Consider the following 26,573-nt stretch of genomic DNA (forward strand, 5'->3'; position numbering starts at 1 on the left):
CTACTCTTTATAGCACCTATAATGTCTTTTGACATAAACTTATGTTCCAAATTTAAAGTTTATGATGAAAAAACTACACATTATGCTATTAAAAAAAAATTTCCCATCCATTAAACTATGTCACACTATTCTTCTTTTCTTCTTTTTCAGCATTCCTGCACTAGCTCAAGAAATAGAAACCCCTAACAACTGCAGCACTGGTTACACTTTTGAAACAAAATCAGTATATGAAAGTAGCGATATTACCAAAGACATTGAAGTTTCATGGAATTTCTTACAAGCAAATAATAAAGAACACCTAGATCTTATTATTGAAATACAACCTCTAAACGCATGTTGGCAAGGAGTTAACGCAACAAATCGTTCAGAAAAAACCAGTATACCTATTGAAAACTTCAGACAATCTTACAAAGGAGAACTAATGTTTACATTTTCGCAATTAAATAGTAAATGCATTAAATGGAGAGCCAAAATAATTAATTCAAGGAATAATTGTACAAATTATACTCCTTGGACATTTTCTAGCCTTCTTTAATTATTAAAAACTACTATGATGAAAAAAATTACACTAATCTTTATATTAAGTCTTTTTTTAAACAATAGCTATTCACAAGGCATAGACATTCTTTCTGCAGAACAATTCTGTTCAGGAACAACCGAACTTACATTTCCTAATAATTATGGAGGAAGCGACCTAACTGAAGTAGGCTGTTTAGGCTCCATCCCTAATGCTTCATATTTCTTTATGGAAATAGACAATCCTGGAAATTTAATTTTCACAATATCACAAGAAACAACTCCCGGAGGAGTACCAATTGACGTTGATTTTATTGCTTGGGGACCTTTTGTAGATATAAATGATGCAAATGCTAGCATCTCATATACAGATTGCCCAACTTGCCCTAACAACACAACAGACCCAACATTTTATCCGTATGCACCAGATCAAATTACCGATTGTAGTTTTGATATTGCCCCTACTGAAACCATGACTATTACTGGCGCTCTTCAAGGGGAGATTTATGTAGTTTTAATAACAAATTTTAACGGAGCACAAGGAAATATTACTTTTCAACAAACTGGAGGAATAGGCACTACAACTTGTAACGCTCCTATTTGTGGTGGTAATTTTTACGACACAGGTGGTATTGGAGGAAACTACAGCAACAACGAAACAGAAACCACCACTATTTACCCATATTTTACAGGAGGAACTGTAACTGTAGACTTCTCCTCTTTTTCTGTTGCTCCAGGAGATATATTAAACGTTTACAATGGACCAGACGCCACCTACGATTTAATAGGCACAGTAACAGGTGCTCCATCTTCATTCTCCTCAACAACCGCATCAACTACTCCTAACCCTTCAGGAGCTATAACATTTGTTTTTAATAGTAACACATCTTCTGTATCTAATGGTTGGGAAAGCGATATTACATGCTCTCCGCCTCCAACACCTGTTTCCTGTGGAACACAATTTACAGACAGCGGAGGAGCAGCAGGCGACTATTCTGCATACGAAACACAAACCTCTACCTTTTACCCTACCAATACTGGTGATGTTATTACAGTAACCTTCACTTCTTTTGATACAGAAAATAATTATGACGAACTAACTGTTCATAATGGCCCCGACACAACATATCCTATAATAGGAATATATTCAGGTGCAGGAATACCTGGACCAATACAATCTTCAGACCCTTCTGGCGCATTAACCTTTGTTTTTAATAGCGATAGTTCTTTTCAATATTCGGGTTGGACTGCAGACATTACTTGCTCTCCTTATATAACCCCAACTATATGTGGTTCTACTTTTTTTGATTCAGGAGGAGCTAGTACCGATTATTCTAGCAATGAATTAATCACAACAACCTTACTTCCAGACATACCAGGAACTGCTGTAATGACAACATTTACAAGTTTCAACACAGAAACTGATTATGACACATTATCTGTCTACGATGGTCCAGACGCTACATACCCTTTACTTGGCACTTTTTCAGGAACTGCAATTCCAGGACCATTTACCTCATCAGACCCTTCTGGTGCATTAACATTTGTTTTTGACAGTGATGGTTCTTTACAATATACCGGTTGGGCTGCAGACATTACTTGTGTTACTAATACTCCTTCCTGTGGAGAGACATTTTATGATAGCGGAGGAGCCGGAGGAGACTATTCCAATAATGAAAACGAAACAACAATAATTTCCCCAACCAATTCTGGCGATACAGTAACTACAACTTTTACAGTTTTTAATCTTGCTACAGGAGACACTTTAGAAATTTTTGACGGAGCAACTTCCCTAGGTGTATTTACAGGAACTACAATTCCTGGCCCTTTTACAGCTACAAATCCTTCTGGAGAACTAACTTTTACTTTTACTAGTAATGGCACAGGCACGCAATCTGGCTGGGCTGCAGATATTACTTGTAGTGTACTTTGTAATTTAATAATTACGGATACAGTTTTTCCTATTGGAGCAGATTCATGTAATTTAGACTACACAACTTTAACAACAAATGCTATTGGTACAACTTTACCTAGCAACATTTTATCTGAATCTTTTGATAATGCTAGTTTACCCACTGGTTGGGCAATAAATAATGGATCTGGAGACGGCTCTTGGTCTATCACAAACTCTTCAAATGCCGGTGGAACACCACGAGAAGCTACATTATCTGGAGGCTACAACTCTTCCGCAAGTGGAACTAGAACCTTAACATCTCCTGCCATTAACATAACAGGAGCTACAAATTTACAATTAGATTTCAAACAATATTTATGGCACTATAGTAGCGCTTATAATTATTCTATTTCCATTCAAACTAATACAGACAATGCTGGCTGGGTAAACCAATACACAGTAAACAATGTAAATAACGACATCGCTACCGAGACTCGAACTATTGATTTATCAGCAATATCAGGAAACAGTTTAAGATTCCGTTACCGCTTAAACGGCAACCCTTTTGGCTTATTTTATTGGTATATAGACGACATTCAATTAACAGCGGATAGCACTACAACACCTCCACAAATTACATGGTCACCTAATACCGAACTTTACACAGACTCCACCCTAACAACACCTTATTCTGGAGGTTATTCTGAGACAGTTTACGCTGCTCCAAGCGGTACTCAAACATACACTGCTACAGACCAAAATGGATGTACAAACACAGTCACTATAACAAACAACAAAAAAACCTGGATGGGCTACATAGATAACAATTGGTATATAGATGGTAATTGGGAACCTAACGGAGTACCAACTTCTAGCGATTGTGTTCTTATACCAGATGTTGCCGTTTCTAATTTTGATGAACCAATAGCAGACATTATAAATTTAATACCATTACCACCTCTACCAGCTTATGCACTAAACTTAACAGTAGCACCAACAGCAAACCTTGAAATCGCTCCTGAAACAACTCTAGTGGTAACAGACTGGATTGCACTAGAAGGAACAATCGATATAAGAGATTCAGGAAGTTTAATTCAAATCACAGATGGCGCTACAAATGTCAATAATAATACTGGTAGCGGTAATATTAATATGCAGCGCACTGCAACAATTTCAAGTACTTATGATTACGTTTACTGGGCATCACCAGTTGAAGGGTTTAATGTTTCGCAAGTTTCACCTGGCTCTTCATTAATTTACGAATGGATTCCTACAATAGCTGGAAATGGAATTGGAAACTATGGAAATTGGCAAGCAACCAGCGAAAACATGATTAATGGAAAAGGATATATTATAAGAAATGTTATAGGAACACCTACACCTTCAACTCCTGAGTTTGTTGGCAAACCCAACAATGGAGTTATCACAAAAGCCATAACCAGAGGCACCTACAATGTAGCTTCACCAGGCGGAGATTATACAGGTGGAGGAACCACAATTGCCACAAGATTAGATGATAACTGGAATTTAGTCGGAAACCCATATCCTTCAGCAATTTCTGCAGACACTTTTATTGCTGTAAACGCTTCTAGCATAACAGATGACACAGACTCTTCTATTTCAGGAACCATATATCTATGGAGGCACCTAAACACACCAAGTAATGCAGTAAATGACCCTTTTTATGATGGATTTGTTTATAATTATAATCCTAATGATTATATCGCTTATAATAGTACAGGTTCTAACCCTTCAGGATTTGGAGGAGGTATCGCTGCAGGACAAGCATTTTTTGTTCTTATGGAACATACAGCTCCTATAAATTCAAATGTTACATTTAACAATACTATGCGAAATGAAACATTAGATAATAGTCAGTTTTATAGAACAAACGAAACCTCACAACAAACATCAAATATAGAAAAACATAGAATTTGGTTAGATTTAATTTCACCAAATAACAATGCTAACTCTACATTAGTTGGTTATGTTGAAGGAGCTACAAATGCGCAGGATAGATTATTTGACGGCTTTGAGCTAAGCGAAAACAACACGCGTTTTTATTCTTTAATCAATGATAACGAATTTGCCATTCAAGGTAAAGCTTTGCCTTTTCATGATACTGACACAGTACCTCTAGGCATTGAAATTCCTCAAAACGGAAATTACACCATTGCTATTAACAACCTAGACGGTTTATTTGAAACCACAAATCAACCCATATTTATTGAAGACACCTATACCAACAACATACATAATTTACGTGTAAATCCGTATAGCTTCAATATAACTGCTGGCACCTATAACGATAGGTTTATATTAAGGTATACAGAGCCATCTTTAAGTATAAATGATTATGAATATTCTGGATTAGAAATTGCTGCACCTAATAATTCTTTTATAAAAGTAAAATCTGAAACTAGTACCATCAAAACAGTGGTAGTTTATGATCTTTTAGGAAGAGCACTAATTAACAAAACGGAAATTAATGCTTCAGAGATTAGTTTTAATAATCACAATTTTGCAGAAGGAACTTATATTGTTAAAGCAATACTTGCTAACGCAAAACAAAAAATCCAGAAAGTGGTTTTAAAACTTTAATACCTATTCTTTTTCTGTTAAATAATTCACTAAAAAATTGCAAACTAAAAACCTTCTATTTTTAGTTTGCAGTTTTTCGTCTTTAACCTTACTCTTAATTGTATAACAAAAATTACAACAACAGAAAGGTTATAAAAAACCCCAATATATCCTCCATTTTTTAGCTTAAAAAAAAAACCTTAAACCTACTTATTTACCATCCATTACCACATACATAGTTCAAACATAATTTTCTTACAAAAACCTAACAATCAGACTAAAATCAATTTTGTCAGTTAAATCGGTCGTTTTAACGAAAAATTATTTTTATTAAAAAACTTTAAACTATTTTCGGGTTTTAAGTTAATTAGCTAAATATTCTCTAACAAAAAAAACAGAAAACCACTTAAAATTGAGAATTCAAAAACCTATAATATACTTCGTTTATTTATTCTCCTTTTTTTTTTAAGGAAAATAAATCTATAACTAAAGTTTATAACACCAAAATTAGGCACTAAGAAAAGCGTATTTTAATAAGGTTTTTATTTTTTTCTAAACCTTTTATTTTAAAAAACAGAAGCACAAAAAAAAAAAAAAAAAATGACCCAAATCAAAACAGTAAGCAACCATATCTAAAAAAATCTTTCCAACTATTCAACAGCTATTAATATCAATTACATTCATGAAAAAACAACCAATTTTCACAACGCTACTCCTATTTTTAATTACTAGTACTTTTTATGGGCAAACCATAATAAAAAGCCAGAGTTTTGACTCTGGAGCTTCTGGTTATTCTGATGATTTAACCTATACAGTATCTGGTACTACATCTATTACAAATGTCTCCTCAGAATCTGCACCTTACGCTTTTAAGTTAAATGGTAACAATTCTAATATAACATTTGAAAATGTAGATATATCTTCCTTTTCCAATGTAACCGCAACGGTTTCCTTTTCTTCTGTAAATGCAAATGATAATAGAGATTTATATTTAGATGTTTCATATAACGATGGGACTAGTTGGAACGCAATTAAATTAATTGATGGTGAAAATGGCGCTGGCGGAGAAGATTGGCCTTGGGGAACACCAGATAATGATGGTGGAGCGGTAAACTCAAACCCATATACATTTAGTATTCCAGATACAGAAAACAATGTTAAAATAAGACTTAGAGCTAATCAAGCGGACAATTCTAGATTTTTCTATGTAGATAACATTATAATTCAAGAAGCTTGCACAAACACCTATTGTACTACAACTTATACGTCAGCTGTAGAAGCAATTACCAATGTTACTTTTGGAGGTATTAATAACACCACAGGAGCTAACACAGCAGGTGGAAGCCATGAAATTTTCTGTACACCAACCGGATCTGTAACTGCAGGGTCAAGTTATACAATTTCTTTAAATGGAGATACAGAAGGTTCGTACACTAATTCTTTTACTGCATTTTTTGATTGGGACCAAGACGGTACTTTTAATAACACTACCGAACGCTATGAAATTGGTACAATATATAATAACAATGGAACTGGAACACCTGCCACCAACAACATTGCTGTACCTACAGGAGCAACACCAGGAACAACAACCATGCGTATTATAAAAAAATTCTTAACAAATTATGCTACTGACGGTTGCACACCTGGAAGCGGGTATGGTCAAACGGAAGATTATTTAATAAATGTTACAGCAGCAACGCCATGTACCGAACCAACAGCTCAAGCAACAGCTTTAACTTTTGGTACAGTAACAGATACTAGTATTATAGGTAATTTTACTGCTGCATCTCCAGCACCAGATAACTATTTAGTATTAATGAACACCACTGGCACAGCTCCTTCGCCTGCTCCAGCAGACACTAACACCTATGCTATAGGTGACACTGTAGGCGGAGCAACAGTTATAGATACAGATGCTAATACAACTTTTACTGCTACAGGTTTATCACCAACAACAACCTATTACTTTTATGTATATAGTTTTAATAGTGCTTGCAGTGGTGGTCCAGATTATTATACTACTGCGCCATTATCAGGCAATGAAACAACAGATTCGGCTAGTTATTGTGAACCTACCTCTTGGGATCCTGATGGCTTATATATTAATAGTTTGGCTTTTGTAGGTACACTTGCAGACCCTGCAGAAAACACCTCTACCTTTAACGCCACAGGGTATCAAGACTTTACAGGCTTATCACCAATTGCAATACAAGCGCAAGGAGAAGGAGTAAATATAGTAGCAAATGCTACCGGTAACTACTATTATAGAGGAACTTGGAAAGCTTGGGTAGACTGGAATAAAGATGGTGATTTTAATAATACAAACGAGTTAGTTTACGACATTTACGGCCAAGTAAGTGCTAATGTAACATTTGGATTTGAAATCCCTGCTGCTGCTGCGGCTGGTGATTACACGATGCGTATTAGAGTAAATAACGGATTTGACAGTTGGTTTGGATGGGAAACTTACGGATTCGATTTTGATGCCTGCGATGATTTTGATGAATATGCCTCTTACGATTTTTCGATTGAAGACTACGGTGAAACAGAAGACTATTTATTTACCGTTATTGAAAGTTGTGATGCTAATATTGCAACAATAACTGATGGTGAAAGTTGTGGTGCCGGAACCGTAGATATAAGTGCTACTGGAACCACTGGAGTTACAGGTTTTAATATCTACACAGCCGAAACCGGAGGAACAGCATTATCGCCTGCTCCTACATTTACTACTCCTGGAGGTGTACCAACCGCAAGCTGGACATCTCCTTCACTTACAACTACAACCACATATTGGATAACTGCCACAAATGGTAGTTGCGAATCTTTAGTAAGAACTCCTATTGTAGCAGAAATAAGCCCTACACCAACCGTTACTTTTAATCCTGCTTCACCTACTATTTGTGGTGACAACGAAATTATTCAGCTTACCGCAGAAGGAGATATAGAAACCGTATACTTAATTAAAGAAGATTTTGAGACTGGAGACTTAGGTGTATTTACAACTAATAATATCATAAACAACGGAGGTTCAATTAATAACAAAACACAATGGCAAAACCAAACAAGCGTATTTATTCCTAATGAACAAAGTTGGTTTCCTGCTATTTCCTCTGGTTTTGGAGACAATAAATTTGTTATATCTACTTCTGATGTAGGTTCATATACTACACATAATGAACTAATTTCACCTACAATAAATGCCACAGACTTTTTAGATCTTACCTTAGATTTCAAAATATACCATTCCCGTTATTATACAGATGACACTAATGCAACACTAGAAAATGTCAACATTGAAATTTCTACAGATGGCGGAACAACTTATACAACGTTACCTTCAGGAACAATACTAACAGATATTGCTTCAGGTTCTAGTTTTGACACCTTATCTTATAATTTAAATGCGTATATTAATGAAGCTTCTTTAAGATTACGCATTGTATATTACGCAGAGTGGTGTGATGGTGTTGCTATAGATGATATTAACTTATATGGTGAAAAACCGGTGAACACAGCCTTTAATTATGACACTACAACGGTAGATGCATATACAGATGCATCGGGAACAATTAGCTATACACCAAACACTCCTGCTACAACTATATATATAAAACCAACACTTTCACAGCTAGAAAATGCAACTTTTACAATTCCTGTAAGCGCAACTTTATCTAATGGTTGTTCTGCTACTGGTAATGCAGTAGTCACCAATAACACTAAAGTATTTAAAGGAGGGGGCACAGACTGGAATGATGCTACTAGCTGGAAACCTGCTGGTGTACCAACACTAGATAATTGTGTAATTATTCCTGATGGAGAAACATGTAAACTACCTAACAACACAACCATACCATTTCCTCCTATTGGTTACCAAGCATACGCTAAAAACCTAACGGTTCAAAACACAGGGGCTTTAGAGATAGTAACAGATAACTTTCTAACAGTTACAGATTGGGTAAATGTACAAACAGGTGGTGACTTAACTGTTAAGTCTGGAGGTAGCCTGATTCAAGAAACAGATGTAACTTCCAACAATAACACAGGAAATATTACCATGGAAAGAACCGCTACTATAGCTAGTTCTTATGACTATATCTATTGGTCTTCTCCTGTTGAAGATTTTAATGTTACCAATGTATCTCCTGGATCTTCTAATATTTATGAATGGATTCCTACCATTGGTGGTAATTATGGTGATTGGTCTGCAACTTCTGAAAATATGATTCCTGGTAAAGGATATATCATTAGAAATATAAGCGGCACTCCAACTCCTTCAACTCCAGAGTTTGTTGGTACTCCTAATAATGGTATAATAACCAAAGCTATTACAAGAGGTACATATAATGGCGCTGATTATCCTGGAGGTGGCTCTACAATGGCAACCAAACTAGACGATAACTGGAACTTAATTGGTAACCCTTATCCTTCAGCAATTTCAGCAGACACTTTTATAGCAACAAATGCTGCAGCAATTGGTGATGACATAGATAACACTATTCAAGGAACCGTATACCTTTGGAGACATATACAAACTCCTAGCAACGCAATAAACGATCCCTTTTACCAAGACTATGTTTACAATTATAACCCTAACGACTATGTTGCATATAATAGCACAGGTTCTAATCCTTCAGGATTTGATGGTAAAATAGCTTCCGGACAAGCCTTTTTTGTACTCATGGAGCATACAGCACCTGTAAATTCTAATGTTACATTTAACAATACCATGCGTAATGAAACCTTAAACAACAGTCAGTTTTATAGAACAACAGAAGCTTCGCAACGCACATCAGACACAGAAAAACATAGAATTTGGTTAGATTTAATTACACCTAATAATACTGCTAACTCTATTTTAGTTGGTTATGTGGAAGGTGCTACCAATAACAAAGACAAATTATATGATGCTTATGAGTTAAGTGAAACTAGTGCACGATTCTATTCTATAATTGAGGATGAAGAAATGGCTATACAAGGAAAAGCGCTACCTTTTCAAGACACCGATACGGTACCTTTAGGTATTGAAATTCCTCAAAACGGAAACTACACTATAGCAATCAATAGCGTAGATGGGTTATTTGAAACCACAAATCAAACCATATTTCTAGAAGACACCTATACTAATACCATACACAATTTACGTATTAATCCGTATAGTTTCAATATAAATACAGGAATATATAATGATAGATTTATATTAAGATATACAGACCAATCTTTAAGCACTAATGATTTTGATTTAAACGCACTTGAAATTTTAGCGCCAAACAATAAATATATTAAGGTAAAATCTGGAAATAACACAATAGAAACCGTTATAGTATATGACCTTTTAGGAAGAGCCTTAATTAATAACCAAAATGTTAATGCCAATGAATTTATTATTAACAATTTTAAATTTTCTGAAGGTGCTCATATTGTAAAAGTGATACTCCTAAACGGAAAACAAAAAATTCAAAAAGTAATTTTAAAACATTAAAAGTATTTTAAAAAACTATAAAAAGACCTTGATTTTAAATAATTAAGGTCTTTTTCATTGGTATAAGCCTCACGTTCAAACGAAATATTTCTATATGCATGATACCAATTACGGCAAACCAATAAGCGAATAAAAAACTCAAAAACATACAAAACATAAAAAGGAATAATTAACAATTCTATTTGCTGTTTATAATGAATTTTTTCATGATTTATTAAAATTTTATTCTGCTTTAAACTACTATGTTTTAAAAACACAAAAGGAAAAACAGCAATTCCTGTATATCCCTTTGGAACCATATATTTGGAAATAAAAATCATATTTTATACCATTCAAAAATCAATCCAAATTACATTATATTTGTGATATGAAGAAATTTATACCTCTTGAAGAAGGCGATTATTACCTAACACCCGAAGGCTACAGATGCTTCACAGAGCAATACCATTTAAAACGTGGATACTGTTGCGAAAGTGGTTGCAGACATTGTCCTTATGGTTATAACGCATCCACAACACGTAAAACAATTAAAAAAAAGTAAATTTTTTAACAAACATGACATTTAAAGAGCAAATATTGCAAGGCATTCCTGATATCTTACCACAACCAAAACCATTTGAAACAGAGATAAATCACGCACCTAAACGTAAAGCTATTTTATCTGATGAAGAAAAAAAACTAGCATTGCGTAATGCCTTACGTTATTTTGATAAAAAACAGCATACAGAGCTGCTTCCAGAATTTAAAAAAGAATTAGAAACCTACGGAAGAATATACATGTATCGCTTACGTCCTGACTACAAAATGTACGCAAGACCAATAGACGCATATCCTGCAAAAACAAAACAAGCTGCAGCTATCATGCTCATGATTCAGAACAACCTAGATTATGCGGTAGCACAACATCCGCATGAATTAATTACCTATGGTGGTAATGGTGGTGTTTTTTCTAATTGGGCACAATACAGACTAACCATGAAGTATTTGGCAGAAATGAATGAGGAACAAACCCTTGTAATGTACTCTGGCCATCCTATGGGTTTATTTCCTAGCCACAAAAACGCTCCAAGAGTTGTAGTAACAAACGGAATGATGATTCCTAATTACTCCAAACCAGATGACTGGGAAAAATTCAATGCTCTTGGTGTAACACAATACGGACAAATGACAGCAGGAAGCTATATGTATATAGGACCTCAAGGTATTGTTCACGGAACAACCATAACCGTTTTAAATGGCTTTAGAAAAATAAAAAAAGAACCTAAGGGAAACCTTTTTGTAACCTCTGGTTTAGGAGGAATGTCTGGAGCACAACCTAAAGCAGGAAACATTGCTGGCTGTATTACCGTTTGCGCAGAGGTAAACCCTAAAATTACACAAGTACGTTTAGACCAAGGTTGGATAGATGAAAAAATAACCGACTTAAACGAATTAGTATCTCGTGTAAATAAAGCAAAAGCAGAAAAAGAAACCATATCTATAGCTTACCTAGGAAACATAGTAGAGGTATGGGAAAAATTTGATGAAGCAAACATACATATAGACTTAGGAAGCGACCAAACTTCGCTTCATAACCCTTGGGCAGGAGGATACTATCCTGTAGACATCTCTTTTGAAGACGCTAATGATATGATGGCCAATAACCCAAAACTTTTTAAAGAAAAAGTACAAGAAACATTGCGTCGCCATGCAAAAGCCATTAATAAACACACTGCAAAAGGAACCTATTTCTTTGACTACGGAAACGCTTTTCTTTTAGAAGCTTCTCGTGCAGGAGCAACTGTTTATAAAAATAATAAAGGAAAATACTGCAGTAAAAGTGAAGCTAAAATGAGTGGCGAAGCTTTTGCCTACCCAAGCTATGTACAAGACATTATGGGACCAATGTGTTTTGATTATGGTTTTGGGCCATTTCGTTGGGTTTGTGCCTCAGGAAAACCAGAAGACTTAGCAAAAACAGACGCTATTGCATGTAGTGTTTTAGAAGAAATAAAAAAGAACTCTCCTATAGAAATCCAGCAACAAATGGCTGATAATATTCAATGGATAAAAGGAGCGCAAGAAAACAAATTAGTAGTAGGCTCACAAGCAAGAATATTATATGCTGATGCAGAAGGAAGAATGAAAATTGCCCAAGCCTTTAATGATGCTATTGCTAACAAAGAAATAGGCTATGTAGTTTTAGGTCGTGATCATCATGATGTTTCAGGTACAGACTCTCCTTATAGAGAAACTAGTAATATTTATGATGGCTCGCGTTTTACTGCAGATATGGCTATACAAAATGTAATTGGAGATAGCTTTAGAGGCGCAACCTGGGTTAGTATTCATAATGGTGGTGGCGTTGGCTGGGGAGAAGTTATTAATGGTGGATTTGGTATGGTTCTTGATGGTACTATAGAAGCATCTAAACGTTTAAAAGCCATGCTTTTCTGGGATGTAAACAACGGAATATCAAGAAGAAGCTGGGCAAGAAATTCTGGAGCAGAATTTGCTATTAAACGTGCTATGGAAGTAGAACCTAACTTAAAAGTAACACTACCAAATCATGTTGATGATGCTTTACTAAATTGAAAATTTAAAAAAATTGCAATTATGAAAAACCTATTCACTATCACATCTGTACTACTCTTATTAGTAGTAACTACTTCATGTAGCTCTGTAAGAGTTGCATCAGATTATGACAAACAAGCAAATTTTAATGATTTTAAAACCTTTGCTTTTTATAAAACCGGAATTGATAAAGCTGAAATTAACGACTTAGATAAGCGTAGAATTTTACGTGCTATTGAAGCAGAGTTAATAGCTAAAGGATTTACAAAATCTGAAAACCCAGATTTACTGGTTAGTATTTTCACTAAATCTAGAGAAAAAGTAAATGTATATAATAATGGTTTTGGCCCTTACGGTTATGGTTGGGGATGGAGTCCTTGGTACTGGAATAGTTACAATACAGTATCTACCTCTACAGAAGGAATTCTTTATATAGATTTAATTGACGCTAACAAAAAAGAACTGGTATGGCAAGGACAAGGCACAGGCTACCTATCTCAAAATAAAAAAGAAGAGCGAATTAAAGAATTTGTTACTAAAATCATGGAGAAATATCCTCCAGGTGTAGAAAATTAATTGTAAAAAAAAACCACTCTAATTAGAGTGGTTTTTTTATAGATGTAACTGTATTTATTTTTTTAGAGAAGCTAAATATGCATCATATTGTTCTGCATTTAAAATACTTTTCAATTTCATACTAGCTCTTTCTAATAAAGCAGCTTTTGCTCTCTGTACTTCTGTAACATTGGTATTATCTTTTAAACCTTTATAATTTTGTTGTAAATCAACTAACACCTTGTACGCTTCAGTTTGCTGTTCTCCTGTAAGAGCAACTGTTTGGTGTAATTCATGTAATTGTTTTTTAGCAATTGCTTCAGGAAACTCAGCCTCTACTACTCTAGAGTCTTGTGCTTGTGCCTGTTGCATACCAACAAAAAAGATAGCTATTAAGCTTAAAAGTGTAATATACTTTTTCATGTTAATTATTTTATAATGATTAAAAAATTTTAATGATACAATATACAATTATTTTTTAAATTTCATTTTTTTTACACTTTCATTTTAACTTAATTTCACCCCCTTACAACCAACAAAAACAGTAGCTTTAACCTGCACCACACCGCTCTTAAACAACTACCTAATAACCTATTAACTTTAATATCTTATCTTTCACTTTTTCTGTGGAAGGAATCATGGTTTCTTCTAAAATAGAATTTAAAGGTATAGCAGGCATATTTTCACTACCAATAGTCATAACTGGAGCATCTAAATATTTAAAACATTCTTCCTGAATTTTCCCTGATAATGCTCTTGCAAAACTATTATTTGAAGGCTCTTCAGTGACTACCAAACATTTTCCTGTTTTCTTTACAGATTTCATAATCGTGTCTTCATCTAAAGGAAACAAGGTACGTAAATCCATCATCTGCATAGGCAGAAAATATAACAGTCTTTACTTCTTCCATAGAAAATCCTGTACCTAACAAAATTATTGTTTTATAACAAGACAAAGGTCATGAGAGTGTGCTTCATCCAAATCATCACAATACCATTTCATTCATACACTAGATATATGAAGATTTATTGTAAAAAACTTTGGCATGAACTAAAATCGACCATCATTCTTCTTGAAGAGTTTTTATAACTTTTTCGATTGCTTTATAACTTCCCTAAAGTTGGCTCCATCAATAGAAATGGCTTTCAATCTATAAGACCCTTACACATATTCAAATGCATTTTGTACATATTTCGGGTTTAGTCGATGAGATTAGAGAAAACGATACTATTGAACTCGATTTAGTAGAAGAAAAAAGGGATTAAACGTAGTTAATGTATAAGTACAACAACCTATCTTTTAAAATTTAACCTAAAAAAGACAGACCTCCATTATAATTTTAATAACTTAACCTCTTAAATAAATTTCCTTTTTATGAACACAATAACAATTCAAGATGAAAGTGCTGCTGGTGATATATTAAATGAAATAACACTGAAATTCAATGAAGAATATATTACCGTTTCTGAGGTTATTAAGGCTCGAATAGAATTGGAGATTTCGCGGTATAATAACAATGTAGAATCCTATAAAAAAGGTCTAGTTATACCAGATCAATTAGAGTCTAGACTCAATAACAAAAAAAGTAAGTCTATAGATGTAGAAAAGCAATTATACATTGCTTTAGACGCTTTTAAAACTAATGGTTTTATTTTACTTGTTGATGATCAGCAAGTGGAAAATATAAATCAAAAAGTACTTGTCGATAAGTCTACAACCGTATCATTCATTAAATTAACACCATTAGTTGGTGGGTAAATCATCATAGAAATGTTTAATATTTTCAAGAAAAAAACAACTTCATCAAAATTCAAATATATTGATGATATTATTACAAAAATTAATTCTTCATTAAATTATGTTTACAGTTCTAATGATATTTCTGGAAATTCCGAATATGAGAATTTAAAAAAAGAATCTAAGACCTACCAAAAACAATATATCATAGATAGTGTCAATTACATTGAAGAAATTCTCAACAAAGAATTTGAAAACCAACAAAAATTAATAAAAAAGAGAGACAATAATATCTACAGGTATCGCTTAACTGCATTTGCAATATTAAATGGGTTAATGCGCAGAAATCTTGACTATACGGAGAAAGAATGGATAAGTTTATTTGAATTAGTCAATGAAAAAATTAAAACTTTAAATAGAGACTCCTATGGTTTCTCATTAAATGATTTCCCTGTAAATTATGCTATTCAACAAATTGAGCGTACCATTAAAAAAGTAGGCCTATCTGATGAATTATCTACATTTATAAAAAGCATGTTAGAATGGAATACCTTAATCGATACTAATAATAGTTATTGGGGAAGTGATTTAAAGAAATCAGTTTCTAAACTGAGTAAAATAATTCAAACCGATGGTGAATTTGTTCCCTTTGTTTTAAAAACAAATGATATTGGAGACGAAGTAAACTCAATTGTTAAAATAAAGGACAAAAATGTAAATGAACTTCATCAATTATTATACTTAACATATGATGCTACAAGCTCTAAACCTTCTAAAAAGTTTCAAACACAAACAGAAAAACTAATAAACGCTATTGGAAAAAATAAGTATAGAAAAATTGCTCAAGAGATTCTTTCTATTGCTATAAGTCATCCTATTTCAGAAAAAACAGAGACTTACACCTATTCAAATGAAGTAAGAGAGTATAAACAATATTCATATTTGTGTGACCCAAGTAAACAATTTATAAAAGGAATTGTTTGGACTATGTCACCGTTTTCAGATAAAGAAACTTTACAGATATTGAGTAAACTCCTTGAAAAATCTTATACAAAAATGCCTGGAGTTGGTCCTGCAGCAGCAGCAATTGGTAACGCATGCATATATGTTATGGGCAACATGAGAGGAAAAGATGGATTGGGTGCTTTATCAAGAATAAAATTAAAACTAAAACAAAATAACGTTAAAAAAAGCATTGACAAGTATCTTGTAGAAGGCGCAAAAAAATATAACGTTTCGGTTGAAGAACTTAAAGAAATGGCTGTGCCTGATTTTCAATTAGAAAATGGTGTTAAATCCGTTTCATTTGAAGATTATAGTCTCAATATATTTATTGCAGAAAGTAAGATCAACCAACAATGGATAAAACCCGATGGTAATAGCATAAAATCTGTACCATCAACCGTTAAAAACTCTACAAAACTAACCAATCAACTTAAAGATATACGTAAGGAAGTCAAAGAAATCCAAAAAGTATATTCAGCTCAAAAACAAAGAATTGACAATCAATTTATACTAAATCGAAGTTGGGATTTTCCTTCTTTTAAAAAATACTATTTAAACCATGGTTTAGTTACCCCTATTGCAACAAAACTTATTTGGACTTTTCAAAATGAAACGCAATCTATCTCTGTTTTATGGATAGATAATACATGGCAAAATGCTCATGGTGAAATTATAGATTGGGTTGATGATAAGTGTACCGTTCAACTATGGCACCCTGTATTTGCTACTGAAAAAGAAATTGTTGATTGGCGAGACAAAATTATAGCCTTAGAATTAAAACAACCTATTAAGCAAGCTTTTCGGGAGCTTTATATTTTAACAGACGCCGAAATTAATACGCAAACCTATTCTAACAGAATGGCTGCTCATATTTTAAAACAACACCAATTTAATGCACTCGCAGGACTTCGTGGTTGGAAATATTCATTAATGGGAGCTTATGATGATGGGCGTGATGACGAATTGTGTTCTAAATATTTACCTGAACACCAAATTACCGCAGAATATTGGATTGATGAACTAAATGACCACGATGCTTTTAACGATGCTGGCATTTGGCTATATGTTGCAACAGATCAAGTAAAGTTTAAAAATGCCGATGGCCATATCATGAATTTAATTGATGTTCCAAAAATTGTTTTTTCAGAAATCATGCGCGATGTAGATTTGTTTGTTGGTGTATGCAGTGTTGGTAATGACCCAGAATGGCAAGATAATAATGGAGATAGGCAAATGCATAGAGATTATTGGACCTCCTATTCTTTCGGTGATTTAACAGAAATTGCAAAAACACGAAAATCTATTCTAGAAAGATTACTTCCAAGGCTAAATAAAATTAAAGATAAAACGACTATAGATGGTAAATTTTTAATAGTTCAAGGAACAATTAGAACCTACAAGATACATATTGGTAGTGGAAATATTTTGATGGAACCTAACGATCAATATTTATGTATTGTACCTTCTAGGTCACCTAACAAATCAACTGAGAAGTTATTTATTCCTTTTGAAGGTGATAAAGGTTTATCTATTGTTTTAAGCAAGGCTTTCCTTTTAGCTGAAGACACCAAAATAACTGACCCAACAATATTAAGCCAAATTACTAGAAACTAATGACCTCATTTTTTGAAGTACATGAAAAATGTATAGGCAAAGAAAAAATGCATCAGCTAAAAAATTCTAGAATTGCTATTATAGGACTTGGTGGATTAGGCTGTTCTGTTGCTACGGGATTAACCCGATTAGGAATCAACAAATTAATATTAGTTGATAATGACAACATAGAACAGTCTAACATAGCGCGACAAATTCTATTTACAAAGTCTAACATAGGAGCATCAAAAGTTAAAACTGCTAAAGATGCTTTAACAGCGATTTTTGATAATCTAGATATCACATGTATTCAAGATTACATAACAGTTAAGAACGGCGTTAACTTCTTAGAAAAAACAGATATTATTGTTGACTGTACCGACAATTATATGGCACGTTATGCTATTAGTAAAACTTGTAAATCTATTAACAAACCTATGATTTTTGGTGGAGTACAAGGGTATGAAGGACAAGTTGGTGTTTTCAATTATAAAAACAGTAAACCCTTTCACCATATATTCCCAAATATGAACTCGTTATTAAAAGTTGAAAACTGCGAAGCCTCTGGAGTACTCCCTTTTGTAGTTCAAACCGTTGCGAATTTTCAAGTTATAGAATGTTATAAAATTATTTGTAACAAAAATAATGTCCTAAACAATAAACTGTTATGCATTAATACAATTTCAAATAAAAGTAGAATTCTAAATTTAGAATAAATCAATAATCTAACAACATATTAATTTTACGTATCACTTTTTCTGTGGAAGGAATCATGGTTTCTTCTAAAATAGAATTTAAAGGTATAGCAGGCATATTTTCACTACCAATAGTCATAACTGGAGCATCTAAATATTTAAAACATTCTTCCTGAATTTTCCCTGATAATGCTCTTGCAAAACTATTATTTGAAGGCTCTTCAGTGACTACCAAACATTTTCCTGTTTTCTTTACAGACTTCATAATCGAGTCTTCATCTAAAGGAAACAAGGTACGTAAATCAATAATTTCAATTTGATCACGCATTCCTAATTCTCCTGAGGCATTGTATGCCCAATGTACTCCCATTCCGTAAGTAACAATCGTTATTGTTTCTACATTTTCTTGCTTCCAAATTTCTTGTAACACCCATGCTTTTCCTAAAGGCAACACATAATCTTCACTTGGCTCTACAGAAGTTGCTGTTAATGTTCCTGGTACTTTAGACCAATACAAGCCTTTATGTTCTAAAATCACTACAGGGTTTGGGTCATAATAAGCAGCTTTCATTAATCCTTTTAAATCGGCCCCATTACTTGGGTAGGCAATTTTAATACCTCGAATATTAGTAATCACAGATTCTACCGAAGAAGAATGGTAAGGTCCTCCACTTCCATATGCACCAATTGGTACACGTAAAATCATAGAAACTGGCCATTTCCCATTACTTAAATAACAACTTCTACTCACTTCTGTAAATAATTGATTTAATCCTGGCCAAATATAATCGGCAAACTGCACCTCAACAATGGGTTTTAATCCTACTGCACTCATTCCAACTGTTGAACCTACTATAAACGCCTCCTGTATTGGTGTGTTAAAAACGCGGTCGTCTCCAAACTTTTGCGCTAAGGTTGCTGCTTCTCTAAAAACACCACCAAGTCTACCACCAACATCTTGACCGTAAAGCAAACATTCTTTATGCTTTTTCATCAGTTCTTCAACGGCAAACAAAGCGCAATCTACCATCACTACTTTTTCGGCACCTTCTGGAGCACGTGTTCCTTGTTCCTCGGTAATTGGTGTTGGCACAAAATCATTAGTAAATAAATCTTCAGGTTTTGGGTCTTCGGCTTGTAAAGCTTTTTCAAAGTCAGATTGTACTTTCGCTTTCGCGGAATTTTCTATTGCTTTAATTTCAGCTTCCGTAAATCCATGAACTTGTAATTGTTGTTTTAAAACAGGATAGGGATCTCGAGAACGTGCTTCTTCTAAATCATCACGATACCATTCCATTCTAACACCAGAAGTATGGTGGTTTAACAACGGAACTTTGGCATGTACTAAAAAAGGTCTTCGTTCTTTACGAATGGTTTCTATAACCTTTTCTAGTGCTTCATAACTTTCTATAAAATTGGCGCCATCTATAGAAACCGCTTCTAAGCCTTTAAAGCCTTTTGCATATTCAAAGGCGCTTTGTGCTCTTGTTTCTGCAGCATTTGCACTAATATCCCAACCATTATCTTGTACCAAATACAAAATTGGCATTTGCTTTAAAGCTGCCATCTGGAAAGCTTCTGCTATTTCACCTTCGGTTACTGAAGCGTCTCCTAAACTACAAACTGTTATTGGTTTTAGAGATTCTTGTCTATCGTTTTGAATGACATTAGTATTGCTAATTTCTTGTAATTCTATATACTGCATTCCCATAGCAACTCCTGTAGCAGGAATAGTTTGCATTCCTGTTGCGGAAGATTGGTGTGGTATTTTAGGTTTATCAACATCCTTTAAACTGGGATGTGAATAATAGGTTCTACCTCCTGAAAATGGATCGTCTTTTTTTGCTAGTAATTGCAACATGAGATCATAAGGCTCTAAACCAAAAGATAATAACATAGCATCATCTCTATAATACGGAAATGCATAATCTTGTGGTAATAACTGTAAACCTAAAGCAATCTGAATTGCTTCATGACCACGAGATGTTGCATGCACATATTTTGAAACTTGTTTAAAATTAGCTTCGTATAATTCTGCCATTGCTTTGGCTGTACAGAGTTTTAAAAACCCTTTTTTTAGTATGTCTTTTTTCATATTCATGCTGAATTTATTTCAGTACCTATGCCCGCGAAAACGGCTATTTTTTTTATCATTCCTGAAAAAGCAGGAATCTATTTTAATTATTTGATTGTTATGGATTCCTGCCTTCGCAGGAATGACAGCGCATTTTTTTATGCTTTCCCTAAACATCATTTGTGATATGTAGTCTTTTACTTTTTATTTTCTGTTTTACAAATAAGGTTCCTGCCTACACAGGAATTTGCTATATTGTTCTATTGGTATCAAACTGTTCAAAATAGTCTGCTACACGACGTACGAAGCTTCCTCCTAAAAATCCATCTACAACGCGATGATCAAAAGAAAGAGATAAGTACATCATACTACGAATAGCAATTTCATCTCCTTTTTCTGTGGTGATTACTTCTGGTCTTTTTTTAATAATTCCTAAAGCAAGAATAGCAACTTCGGGTTGGTTTATTATTGGTGTTCCCATCACGCTTCCAAAAGTTCCTACATTAGAAATAGTGAACGTACTACCTTTAATATCGTCTCCTGCTAATTGATTTCCTCTTGCCTTGCCTGCTAAAACATTTACCTCGCTTGCTATGGTTTTTAAATCTTTGGTGTCTGCATTTTTTACTACAGGAACAATTAAGTTTCCGCTAGGTAATGCTGTTGCCATACCAATGTTTATATCTTCTTTTACAATAATTGTATTGCCATCTACAGAAGCATTAATATTCGGAAAATCTTTCACTGCTTTAGCTACAGCTTCTACAAATAATGGTGTAAAGGTTAAACGTTCTCCATATTTTTCTTGAAAAGCGACTTTGTTTGCATTACGCCAATTTACCATACTCGTCATATCTGCTTCCACATAAGCGGTTACGTGAGGTGATGTATGTTTAGAATATACCATATGATCGGCAATCATTTGGCGCATTCTATCCATTTCTATAACTTTTCCTTTGCCTTTATCGAATTGTAATTGTGGTATACGATACGCTGTTGGATCTTTCTCAGCAATTGGTTGTGCAAATTTGTATGGTCTACCATCTTCTATATATTGAAACACATCGCTTTTGCGTAATCTGCCTTCGTGTCCTGTTGCAGGAATACGTGCGAGCTCTTCAAAACTAATGTGGTGTTCTTTGGCTATTTTTATAATTAAAGGTGAAAAGAAAGTGTTTGCGTTTGAAATACTGAATTTTTCTATTGAAGAATTCTGAGGAGTTTTTGGTCTTTTTACTTCTTTTTTCTTGTTCTGAGATTTTTCGCTATCACTCGGAATCACTTTTTTCTTGTTTGAAGATTTCACCTCTTGCGAGACTTCTAAAACCGCTATAACTTCACCAACAGGAACAACGTCTTTTGTTTGAAACAGTATTTTATTTAAAGTTCCAGAAGCTGGTGCTGGTACTTCGTTATCTACTTTATCGGTTGCTACTTCTAGAATAATATCTCCTTCATCAAAGGTATCTCCTTCATTTATCAACCAATTGATAATGGTTCCTTCTGTTATGCTTTCGCCCATTTTGGGCATTTTTAATTCAAATTTCGACATCTTTATTAACTAGCGTTTGTTAGTTTGTTCTTTCTTTATTTTTACCGCAATTTGCGTTAGCGATTGAAACGGCATCCTTTTTTATTTTTCTTAAAAAAGATATAGTGTAAAGCGCGACCCTTGTGGTAACGCCCAACTATTTCTTAAAGGTATCTCTTAACGTTTTATAGGTCTCTTCTTGCGTTTTCATATTTTTTGGTACTTCTCTTAAAGGCTCCACTGCTTTTAAACTTTTATGACAATCTGCAGGTAGTTGCTGATATAATTGTGTGCCTTTGGTTTTCCAGGCTATCATTTCATCACTTACTTGCTTAATCACTTTTGCTGGGTTACCAACCACTAAACTTCGGTACGGAATTTTAGTTTCTGCTTTTACAAACGACATGGCTCCAATGATGCATTCGTCACCAATTTCGGCATCATCCATAATTACGGTATTCATTCCTATTAAGCAATTTTTACCCAAATTAGCGCCATGAATAATAGCGCCATGACCTACGTGAGCGCTTTCTTTAAGCGTGATAGACTTGCCTGGAAACATGTGTATGGTACAGTTTTCTTGCACATTGACTCCATCTTCTAAAATGATTTGTCCCCAATCTCCACGAATGGCTGCTCCTGGACCAATGTAGCAGTTTTTGCCAATAATGACATTTCCTGTTACTGCAGCTAAGGGATGCACAAAACTGGATTTGTGAACGACTGGAATAAAACCATTAAATGAATATATCATAATAATTAATTAGGTCATTGTGAAGACGAAGAACATAGCAATCTTTTAATGAGATTCTTCGACTTGCTAAGAATGACAACTTTTATTTGTATGTTTTCAATTTCTCTTTTGTAAATTCTGAAAGCACAAGTTTACCACTTGTTGCTGCGCGCTCTGCTAAAAGCACATCCCAATGATCGGTACCTTGCCAGAATACTTTTTTCATTTCAAGCATAGCTTCAGGGTTGTAGGTACATAAATGTTCTGCTGTTGCTTTTACAGCGGCATCTAATTCTTGAGTAGTTTCATAAACCTGTGTAAACAACCCTTTTTGTTTAGCGAATTCTGGTGTATAAAACGTATTGGCATCAATGGCAATTTGCGACATGGCGCTTAATCCCATTTTACGTTCAATAGCTGGTCCTACAACAAATGGTCCAATACCAATATTAAGCTCACTTAACTTAATTGCTGCAAACTTGGTTGCCATACAATAATCGGTTGCTGCGGCTAATCCTACGCCACCACCAACGGTTTTTCCTTGCACACGACCAATAATAAATTTTGGACATTTACGCATCGCGTTGATTACGTTTGCGAAACCTGAAAAGAATACTTTTCCTGTTGCTTCGTCGTTAATATTTATTAATTCATTAAAACTTGCTCCAGCACAAAAGGTTCTGTCTCCGCCACTTTTTAATACAATTACTTTTATGTCATCATGTGCTCCTGCTTCAGTAATTGTATTTGCAAGTTTTGCTAATACATCTCCTGGTAGTGAGTTGTGTGCAGGATGGAAAAATTCTATATATCCTACTTGATTTATTATTTCTAGTTTAACATAAGGTTCACTCATATTTTTTTTATTTTAATGTCATTCCTGCGAAGGCAGGAATCTATTTTTAAATTATTCTACTTTACTGGATTCCTGCCTACGCAGGAATGACAAACTATATTAATCCGAACTGTTCAAAATGATGATTCAAGTGTTTTCTTTCTAAAAGATACGCTTCGTATTTATTTAATTCACCGAAGACTAAATTCTTCAATTTAACATCTGGATTTTCTTTATAATATTCAATATACTTTTCTCTTTGCTCTTTAAACTTTTCGATTGCTGTTTCTAAATCAGAATGTACTAAATCGCCTAATGTATCCTTTTCTAACTGTGGAAACTGACTGTTTTTTGGAAACTTTCTATAATTATACAAACTATGATGTACCTTCTCTAAAATCTTTTCTGGTGTAGCAATTTCAAAATCTTGAATGTCACCTGAAGCAATTTTATAGGTATATTCTAAATGCTCAATCATGTGTTGAGGTGTCATAATTCCCCATTTTGGTTTAGCATCTGCTTTTAAATTTGAAAGACATTCGTTTATTTTTTCCGAAGTCATCTCAATAAAGGTTTCTTGCTTTTTTTCAACCATCGTTAAAATGGTGGCTACAGCTACTAACGGACTATCTTTTTCTGTTTTCTGACTTTCTGGACGGTTTTCAAAATTAGCATCAAACACCTCAACATGCCATTTTACAATACCACTTGGGTGTTCTGCGGAAGCGACATCTCTATCTACTTTTTCTTTACAAGTTAAACGTACATAAATAGTATCATTATGATATAAAGGTCTTAAAAAACGAATACTATCTAAACCATAATTTGCTGCTACAGGTCCTTTGTTTGGATACACAAATAATCCTGCTGCTGCTGAAATTATAAAATAACCATGCGCTGTTCTCTTTTCGAAAATGCTTCCATCTAAAGACGTAATATCGGTATGTGCATAAAAATGATCCCAAGTTAAATTGGCAAAATTCTGAATATCATTATCTGTAATAGTACGCTTATGGGTTTTTAACGACATTCCTGGTTGAATATCTTCCCAATGGTATTGAAACGGATGCTGTTCTGCTTCCTTGTATTTTGCATTTTGCTGATATATTCCTGTAATTTCGGTAATGGTTGTTGGCGAACCTTGAATGGCTGTACGTTGTAAATAATGTTTAATACCACGCATGCCACCCATTTCTTCACCTCCACCAGCACGTCCTGGACCACCATGCACTAAATATGGTAATGGTGAACCATGCCCCGTACTTTGCTTGGCGCTTTCTCTATTTAAGACTAAAATTCTACCATGATGACTTGCTGCATTGATAACATAGTCTTTGGCAATTTTATCGTTGTTAGTTGCAATAGAAGACACTAGAGAACCTTTACCCATTTGCGCCAAAGTAATGGCTTCATCTAAGTTTTTATAAGGCATAATGGTACTTACTGGCCCAAAGGCTTCACGCTCATGAATGACTGTATTTTGAAATGGATTGTCTGCTCTTAATACAATTGGACTAATAAATGCGCCTTTTTTGGCATCTGCTCCAATGGTATTAATTTCGTCTAAATTACCATACACAATTTGTGCTTCTTTTGACAAATCGTTTACTGAATCTCGAACTGCTTGCACTTGTTGATGACTGACTAAAGAACCCATTCTCACCTCTTTTAATCTTGGATCACCAATAGTTACTTTATCAAGTTGTTTTGCTAATGCTGTTTGTACATCATCAACTAATTTTTCCGGAACGATGATGCGTCTAATCGCAGTACATTTTTGACCTGCTTTAACGGTCATTTCTTTTCTAATTTCTTTAATAAACAAGTCGAATTCTGGTGTTCCAGGAACAGCATCTTCTCCTAAAATAGATGCATTTAAAGAATCGGCTTCCATAGTAAACGGTACAGATTCTTGAATCAATCTTGGGTGCGCTTTTAATAAGCGTCCGGTTTGTGCAGAACCTGTAAAGGTTACTACATCTTGAGATTCAACCGTATCTAAAATGGTTTTAACCGTTCCGTTAATGATTTGTAAAGCACCTTCTGGTAAAATTCCAGAATCTATAATGGTTCTTGCAACTGCTTCTGCTAAATAGGATGATGAAGGTGCTGGTAACACCACAGCAGGAACTCCTGCCATCCAGTTTACCGCACATTTTTCTAACATTCCCCAAACCGGGAAATTAAAAGCATTAATATGCACAGCAACGCCTTTTTTTGGCACCATAATATGATGTGCCATAAAGCGTCCACCACGAGATAAATCGATAGCATCGCCTTCTACGTGATAGGGTTGATTAGGAAACAATTTTCGTAACGACGCGTTTGCAAACAGGTTACCAAAACCACCTTCAATATCTATCCAACTATCTACTTTAGTTGCTCCTGTTCTGTAACTTAAATCGTAAAAAGCATCTTTTCTTTTAGTAAGGTATAAAGCTAGTTTTTTAAGCATGTTTCCACGCTCTTGAAAGGTCATTTTACGAAGTACTTCGCCTCCTTTTGTTCTTCCATAATTTAATATTTCAGGAATGTCTAAACCTTCAGTTGCGATGCTCGTAAATGCTTCGCCTGTTACTGCATCTAGAATTGGTGTTCCTTCTTCTTTTCCTGTTGTCCAATTTCCTTGAACGTAGTGTTCTATTTTTTTCATCATTTTTACTTTATAGTGGATTCCTGCCTTCGCAGGAATGACAAAACTTTAATTAATCACTAATCTTTGCTGACAGATGCGTTAGCGATTGAGGCTTTGTTGAAGCTCCTCGCAGAGAGCGACTGCCGAAAGC

The 26,573-nt window shown here is 34.4% G+C and carries 16 protein-coding genes and 2 pseudogenes; 10 read left to right on the forward strand and 8 right to left on the reverse strand.

Features of this window, described 5'->3' with window-relative positions:
* Positions 1-82: 82 nt before the first annotated feature.
* The 3 genes from KO494_RS09205 to KO494_RS09215 all read left to right on the forward strand — a co-directional run bounded on the left by KO494_RS09205 (position 83) and on the right by KO494_RS09215 (position 10,475).
* A complete protein-coding gene (locus KO494_RS09205; protein ID WP_215967311.1) occupies positions 83-535 on the forward strand; it encodes a hypothetical protein in 453 nt (150 codons plus the stop codon).
* Positions 536-550: 15 nt separating this feature from the next.
* Positions 551-5,011: a CUB domain-containing protein gene (locus KO494_RS09210; RefSeq protein ID WP_215967312.1), complete on the forward strand. Its 4,461-nt coding sequence runs from the start codon at positions 551-553 to the stop codon at positions 5,009-5,011.
* 661 nt (positions 5,012-5,672) lie between these two features.
* On the forward strand, positions 5,673-10,475 hold the full coding sequence (locus KO494_RS09215; RefSeq protein ID WP_215967313.1) for a GEVED domain-containing protein: 4,803 nt from the start codon (positions 5,673-5,675) through the stop codon (positions 10,473-10,475).
* Here the strand turns inward: KO494_RS09215 and KO494_RS09220 are convergent.
* Positions 10,472-10,795: a hypothetical protein gene (locus KO494_RS09220; RefSeq protein ID WP_215967314.1), complete on the reverse strand. Its 324-nt coding sequence runs from the start codon at positions 10,793-10,795 to the stop codon at positions 10,472-10,474. The genes KO494_RS09215 and KO494_RS09220 overlap by 4 nt on opposite strands.
* Before the next feature lie 47 nt (positions 10,796-10,842).
* Between KO494_RS09220 and KO494_RS09225 the strand changes: the two genes are divergently transcribed.
* The 3 genes from KO494_RS09225 to KO494_RS09235 are packed head-to-tail and all read left to right on the forward strand — an operon-like array spanning position 10,843 to position 13,604.
* The gene (locus KO494_RS09225) at positions 10,843-11,016 is read left to right on the forward strand and encodes a DUF5522 domain-containing protein (protein ID WP_215967315.1); all 174 of its coding nucleotides are present in this window, start codon (positions 10,843-10,845) and stop codon (positions 11,014-11,016) included.
* Between the two features lie 14 nt (positions 11,017-11,030).
* Positions 11,031-13,049 carry a urocanate hydratase gene (locus tag KO494_RS09230; RefSeq protein ID WP_215967316.1) on the forward strand — a complete coding sequence of 673 codons (2,019 nt, stop codon included), beginning with the start codon at positions 11,031-11,033 and terminating at the stop codon, positions 13,047-13,049.
* Between the two features lie 21 nt (positions 13,050-13,070).
* Positions 13,071-13,604, forward strand: a complete 534-nt coding sequence (locus tag KO494_RS09235) for a DUF4136 domain-containing protein (protein WP_215967317.1) — start codon at positions 13,071-13,073, stop codon at positions 13,602-13,604.
* A 54-nt stretch (positions 13,605-13,658) separates the two neighbouring features.
* Here KO494_RS09235 and KO494_RS09240 read toward each other — a convergent pair whose 3' ends face one another.
* Both KO494_RS09240 and KO494_RS09245 read right to left on the reverse strand, forming a co-directional pair.
* Positions 13,659-14,006, reverse strand: coding sequence for a hypothetical protein (locus KO494_RS09240; protein WP_215967318.1), 348 nt, complete (start codon positions 14,004-14,006; stop codon positions 13,659-13,661).
* 160 nt (positions 14,007-14,166) lie between these two features.
* Positions 14,167-14,460, reverse strand: a pseudogene (locus KO494_RS09245) (transketolase C-terminal domain-containing protein); the annotation flags it as partial.
* 302 nt (positions 14,461-14,762) lie between these two features.
* On the opposite strand from KO494_RS09245, the pseudogene KO494_RS15995 reads away from it, so the two are divergent.
* The 4 genes and pseudogenes from KO494_RS15995 to KO494_RS09260 all read left to right on the forward strand — a co-directional run.
* A pseudogene (locus KO494_RS15995) lies at positions 14,763-14,866 on the forward strand (cold-shock protein); the annotation flags it as partial.
* Between the two features lie 92 nt (positions 14,867-14,958).
* Positions 14,959-15,342, forward strand: a complete 384-nt coding sequence (locus KO494_RS09250; protein WP_215967319.1) for a hypothetical protein — start codon at positions 14,959-14,961, stop codon at positions 15,340-15,342.
* Positions 15,343-15,354: 12 nt separating this feature from the next.
* Positions 15,355-17,940, forward strand: coding sequence for a DUF4132 domain-containing protein (locus tag KO494_RS09255; protein WP_215967320.1), 2,586 nt, complete (start codon positions 15,355-15,357; stop codon positions 17,938-17,940).
* Positions 17,940-18,635, forward strand: a complete 696-nt coding sequence (locus KO494_RS09260; protein WP_215967321.1) for a HesA/MoeB/ThiF family protein — start codon at positions 17,940-17,942, stop codon at positions 18,633-18,635. Before KO494_RS09255 ends, KO494_RS09260 begins: the two co-directional genes overlap by 1 nt.
* A 1-nt stretch (position 18,636) precedes the next feature.
* On the opposite strand, the gene KO494_RS09265 is transcribed toward KO494_RS09260, so the two are convergent.
* The 5 genes from KO494_RS09265 to paaZ form a co-directional block, all read right to left on the reverse strand.
* Positions 18,637-20,715, reverse strand: coding sequence for a thiamine pyrophosphate-dependent enzyme (locus KO494_RS09265; protein ID WP_215967322.1), 2,079 nt, complete (start codon positions 20,713-20,715; stop codon positions 18,637-18,639).
* 223 nt (positions 20,716-20,938) lie between these two features.
* Positions 20,939-22,210, reverse strand: a complete 1,272-nt coding sequence (locus KO494_RS09270; RefSeq protein ID WP_252730362.1) for a 2-oxo acid dehydrogenase subunit E2 — start codon at positions 22,208-22,210, stop codon at positions 20,939-20,941.
* Between the two features lie 166 nt (positions 22,211-22,376).
* Positions 22,377-22,973 carry a transferase hexapeptide repeat family protein gene (locus tag KO494_RS09275; RefSeq protein ID WP_215967324.1) on the reverse strand — a complete coding sequence of 199 codons (597 nt, stop codon included), beginning with the start codon at positions 22,971-22,973 and terminating at the stop codon, positions 22,377-22,379.
* Between the two features lie 82 nt (positions 22,974-23,055).
* Positions 23,056-23,808, reverse strand: a complete 753-nt coding sequence (locus tag KO494_RS09280; protein ID WP_215967325.1) for an enoyl-CoA hydratase/isomerase family protein — start codon at positions 23,806-23,808, stop codon at positions 23,056-23,058.
* 94 nt (positions 23,809-23,902) lie between these two features.
* On the reverse strand, positions 23,903-26,440 hold the full coding sequence (gene paaZ, locus KO494_RS09285; protein ID WP_215967683.1) for a phenylacetic acid degradation bifunctional protein PaaZ: 2,538 nt from the start codon (positions 26,438-26,440) through the stop codon (positions 23,903-23,905).
* Positions 26,441-26,573: the final 133 nt, after the last annotated feature.

It is taken from the genome of Lacinutrix sp. C3R15 (assembly GCF_018860825.1).
Lineage (GTDB): Bacteria > Bacteroidota > Bacteroidia > Flavobacteriales > Flavobacteriaceae > Oceanihabitans.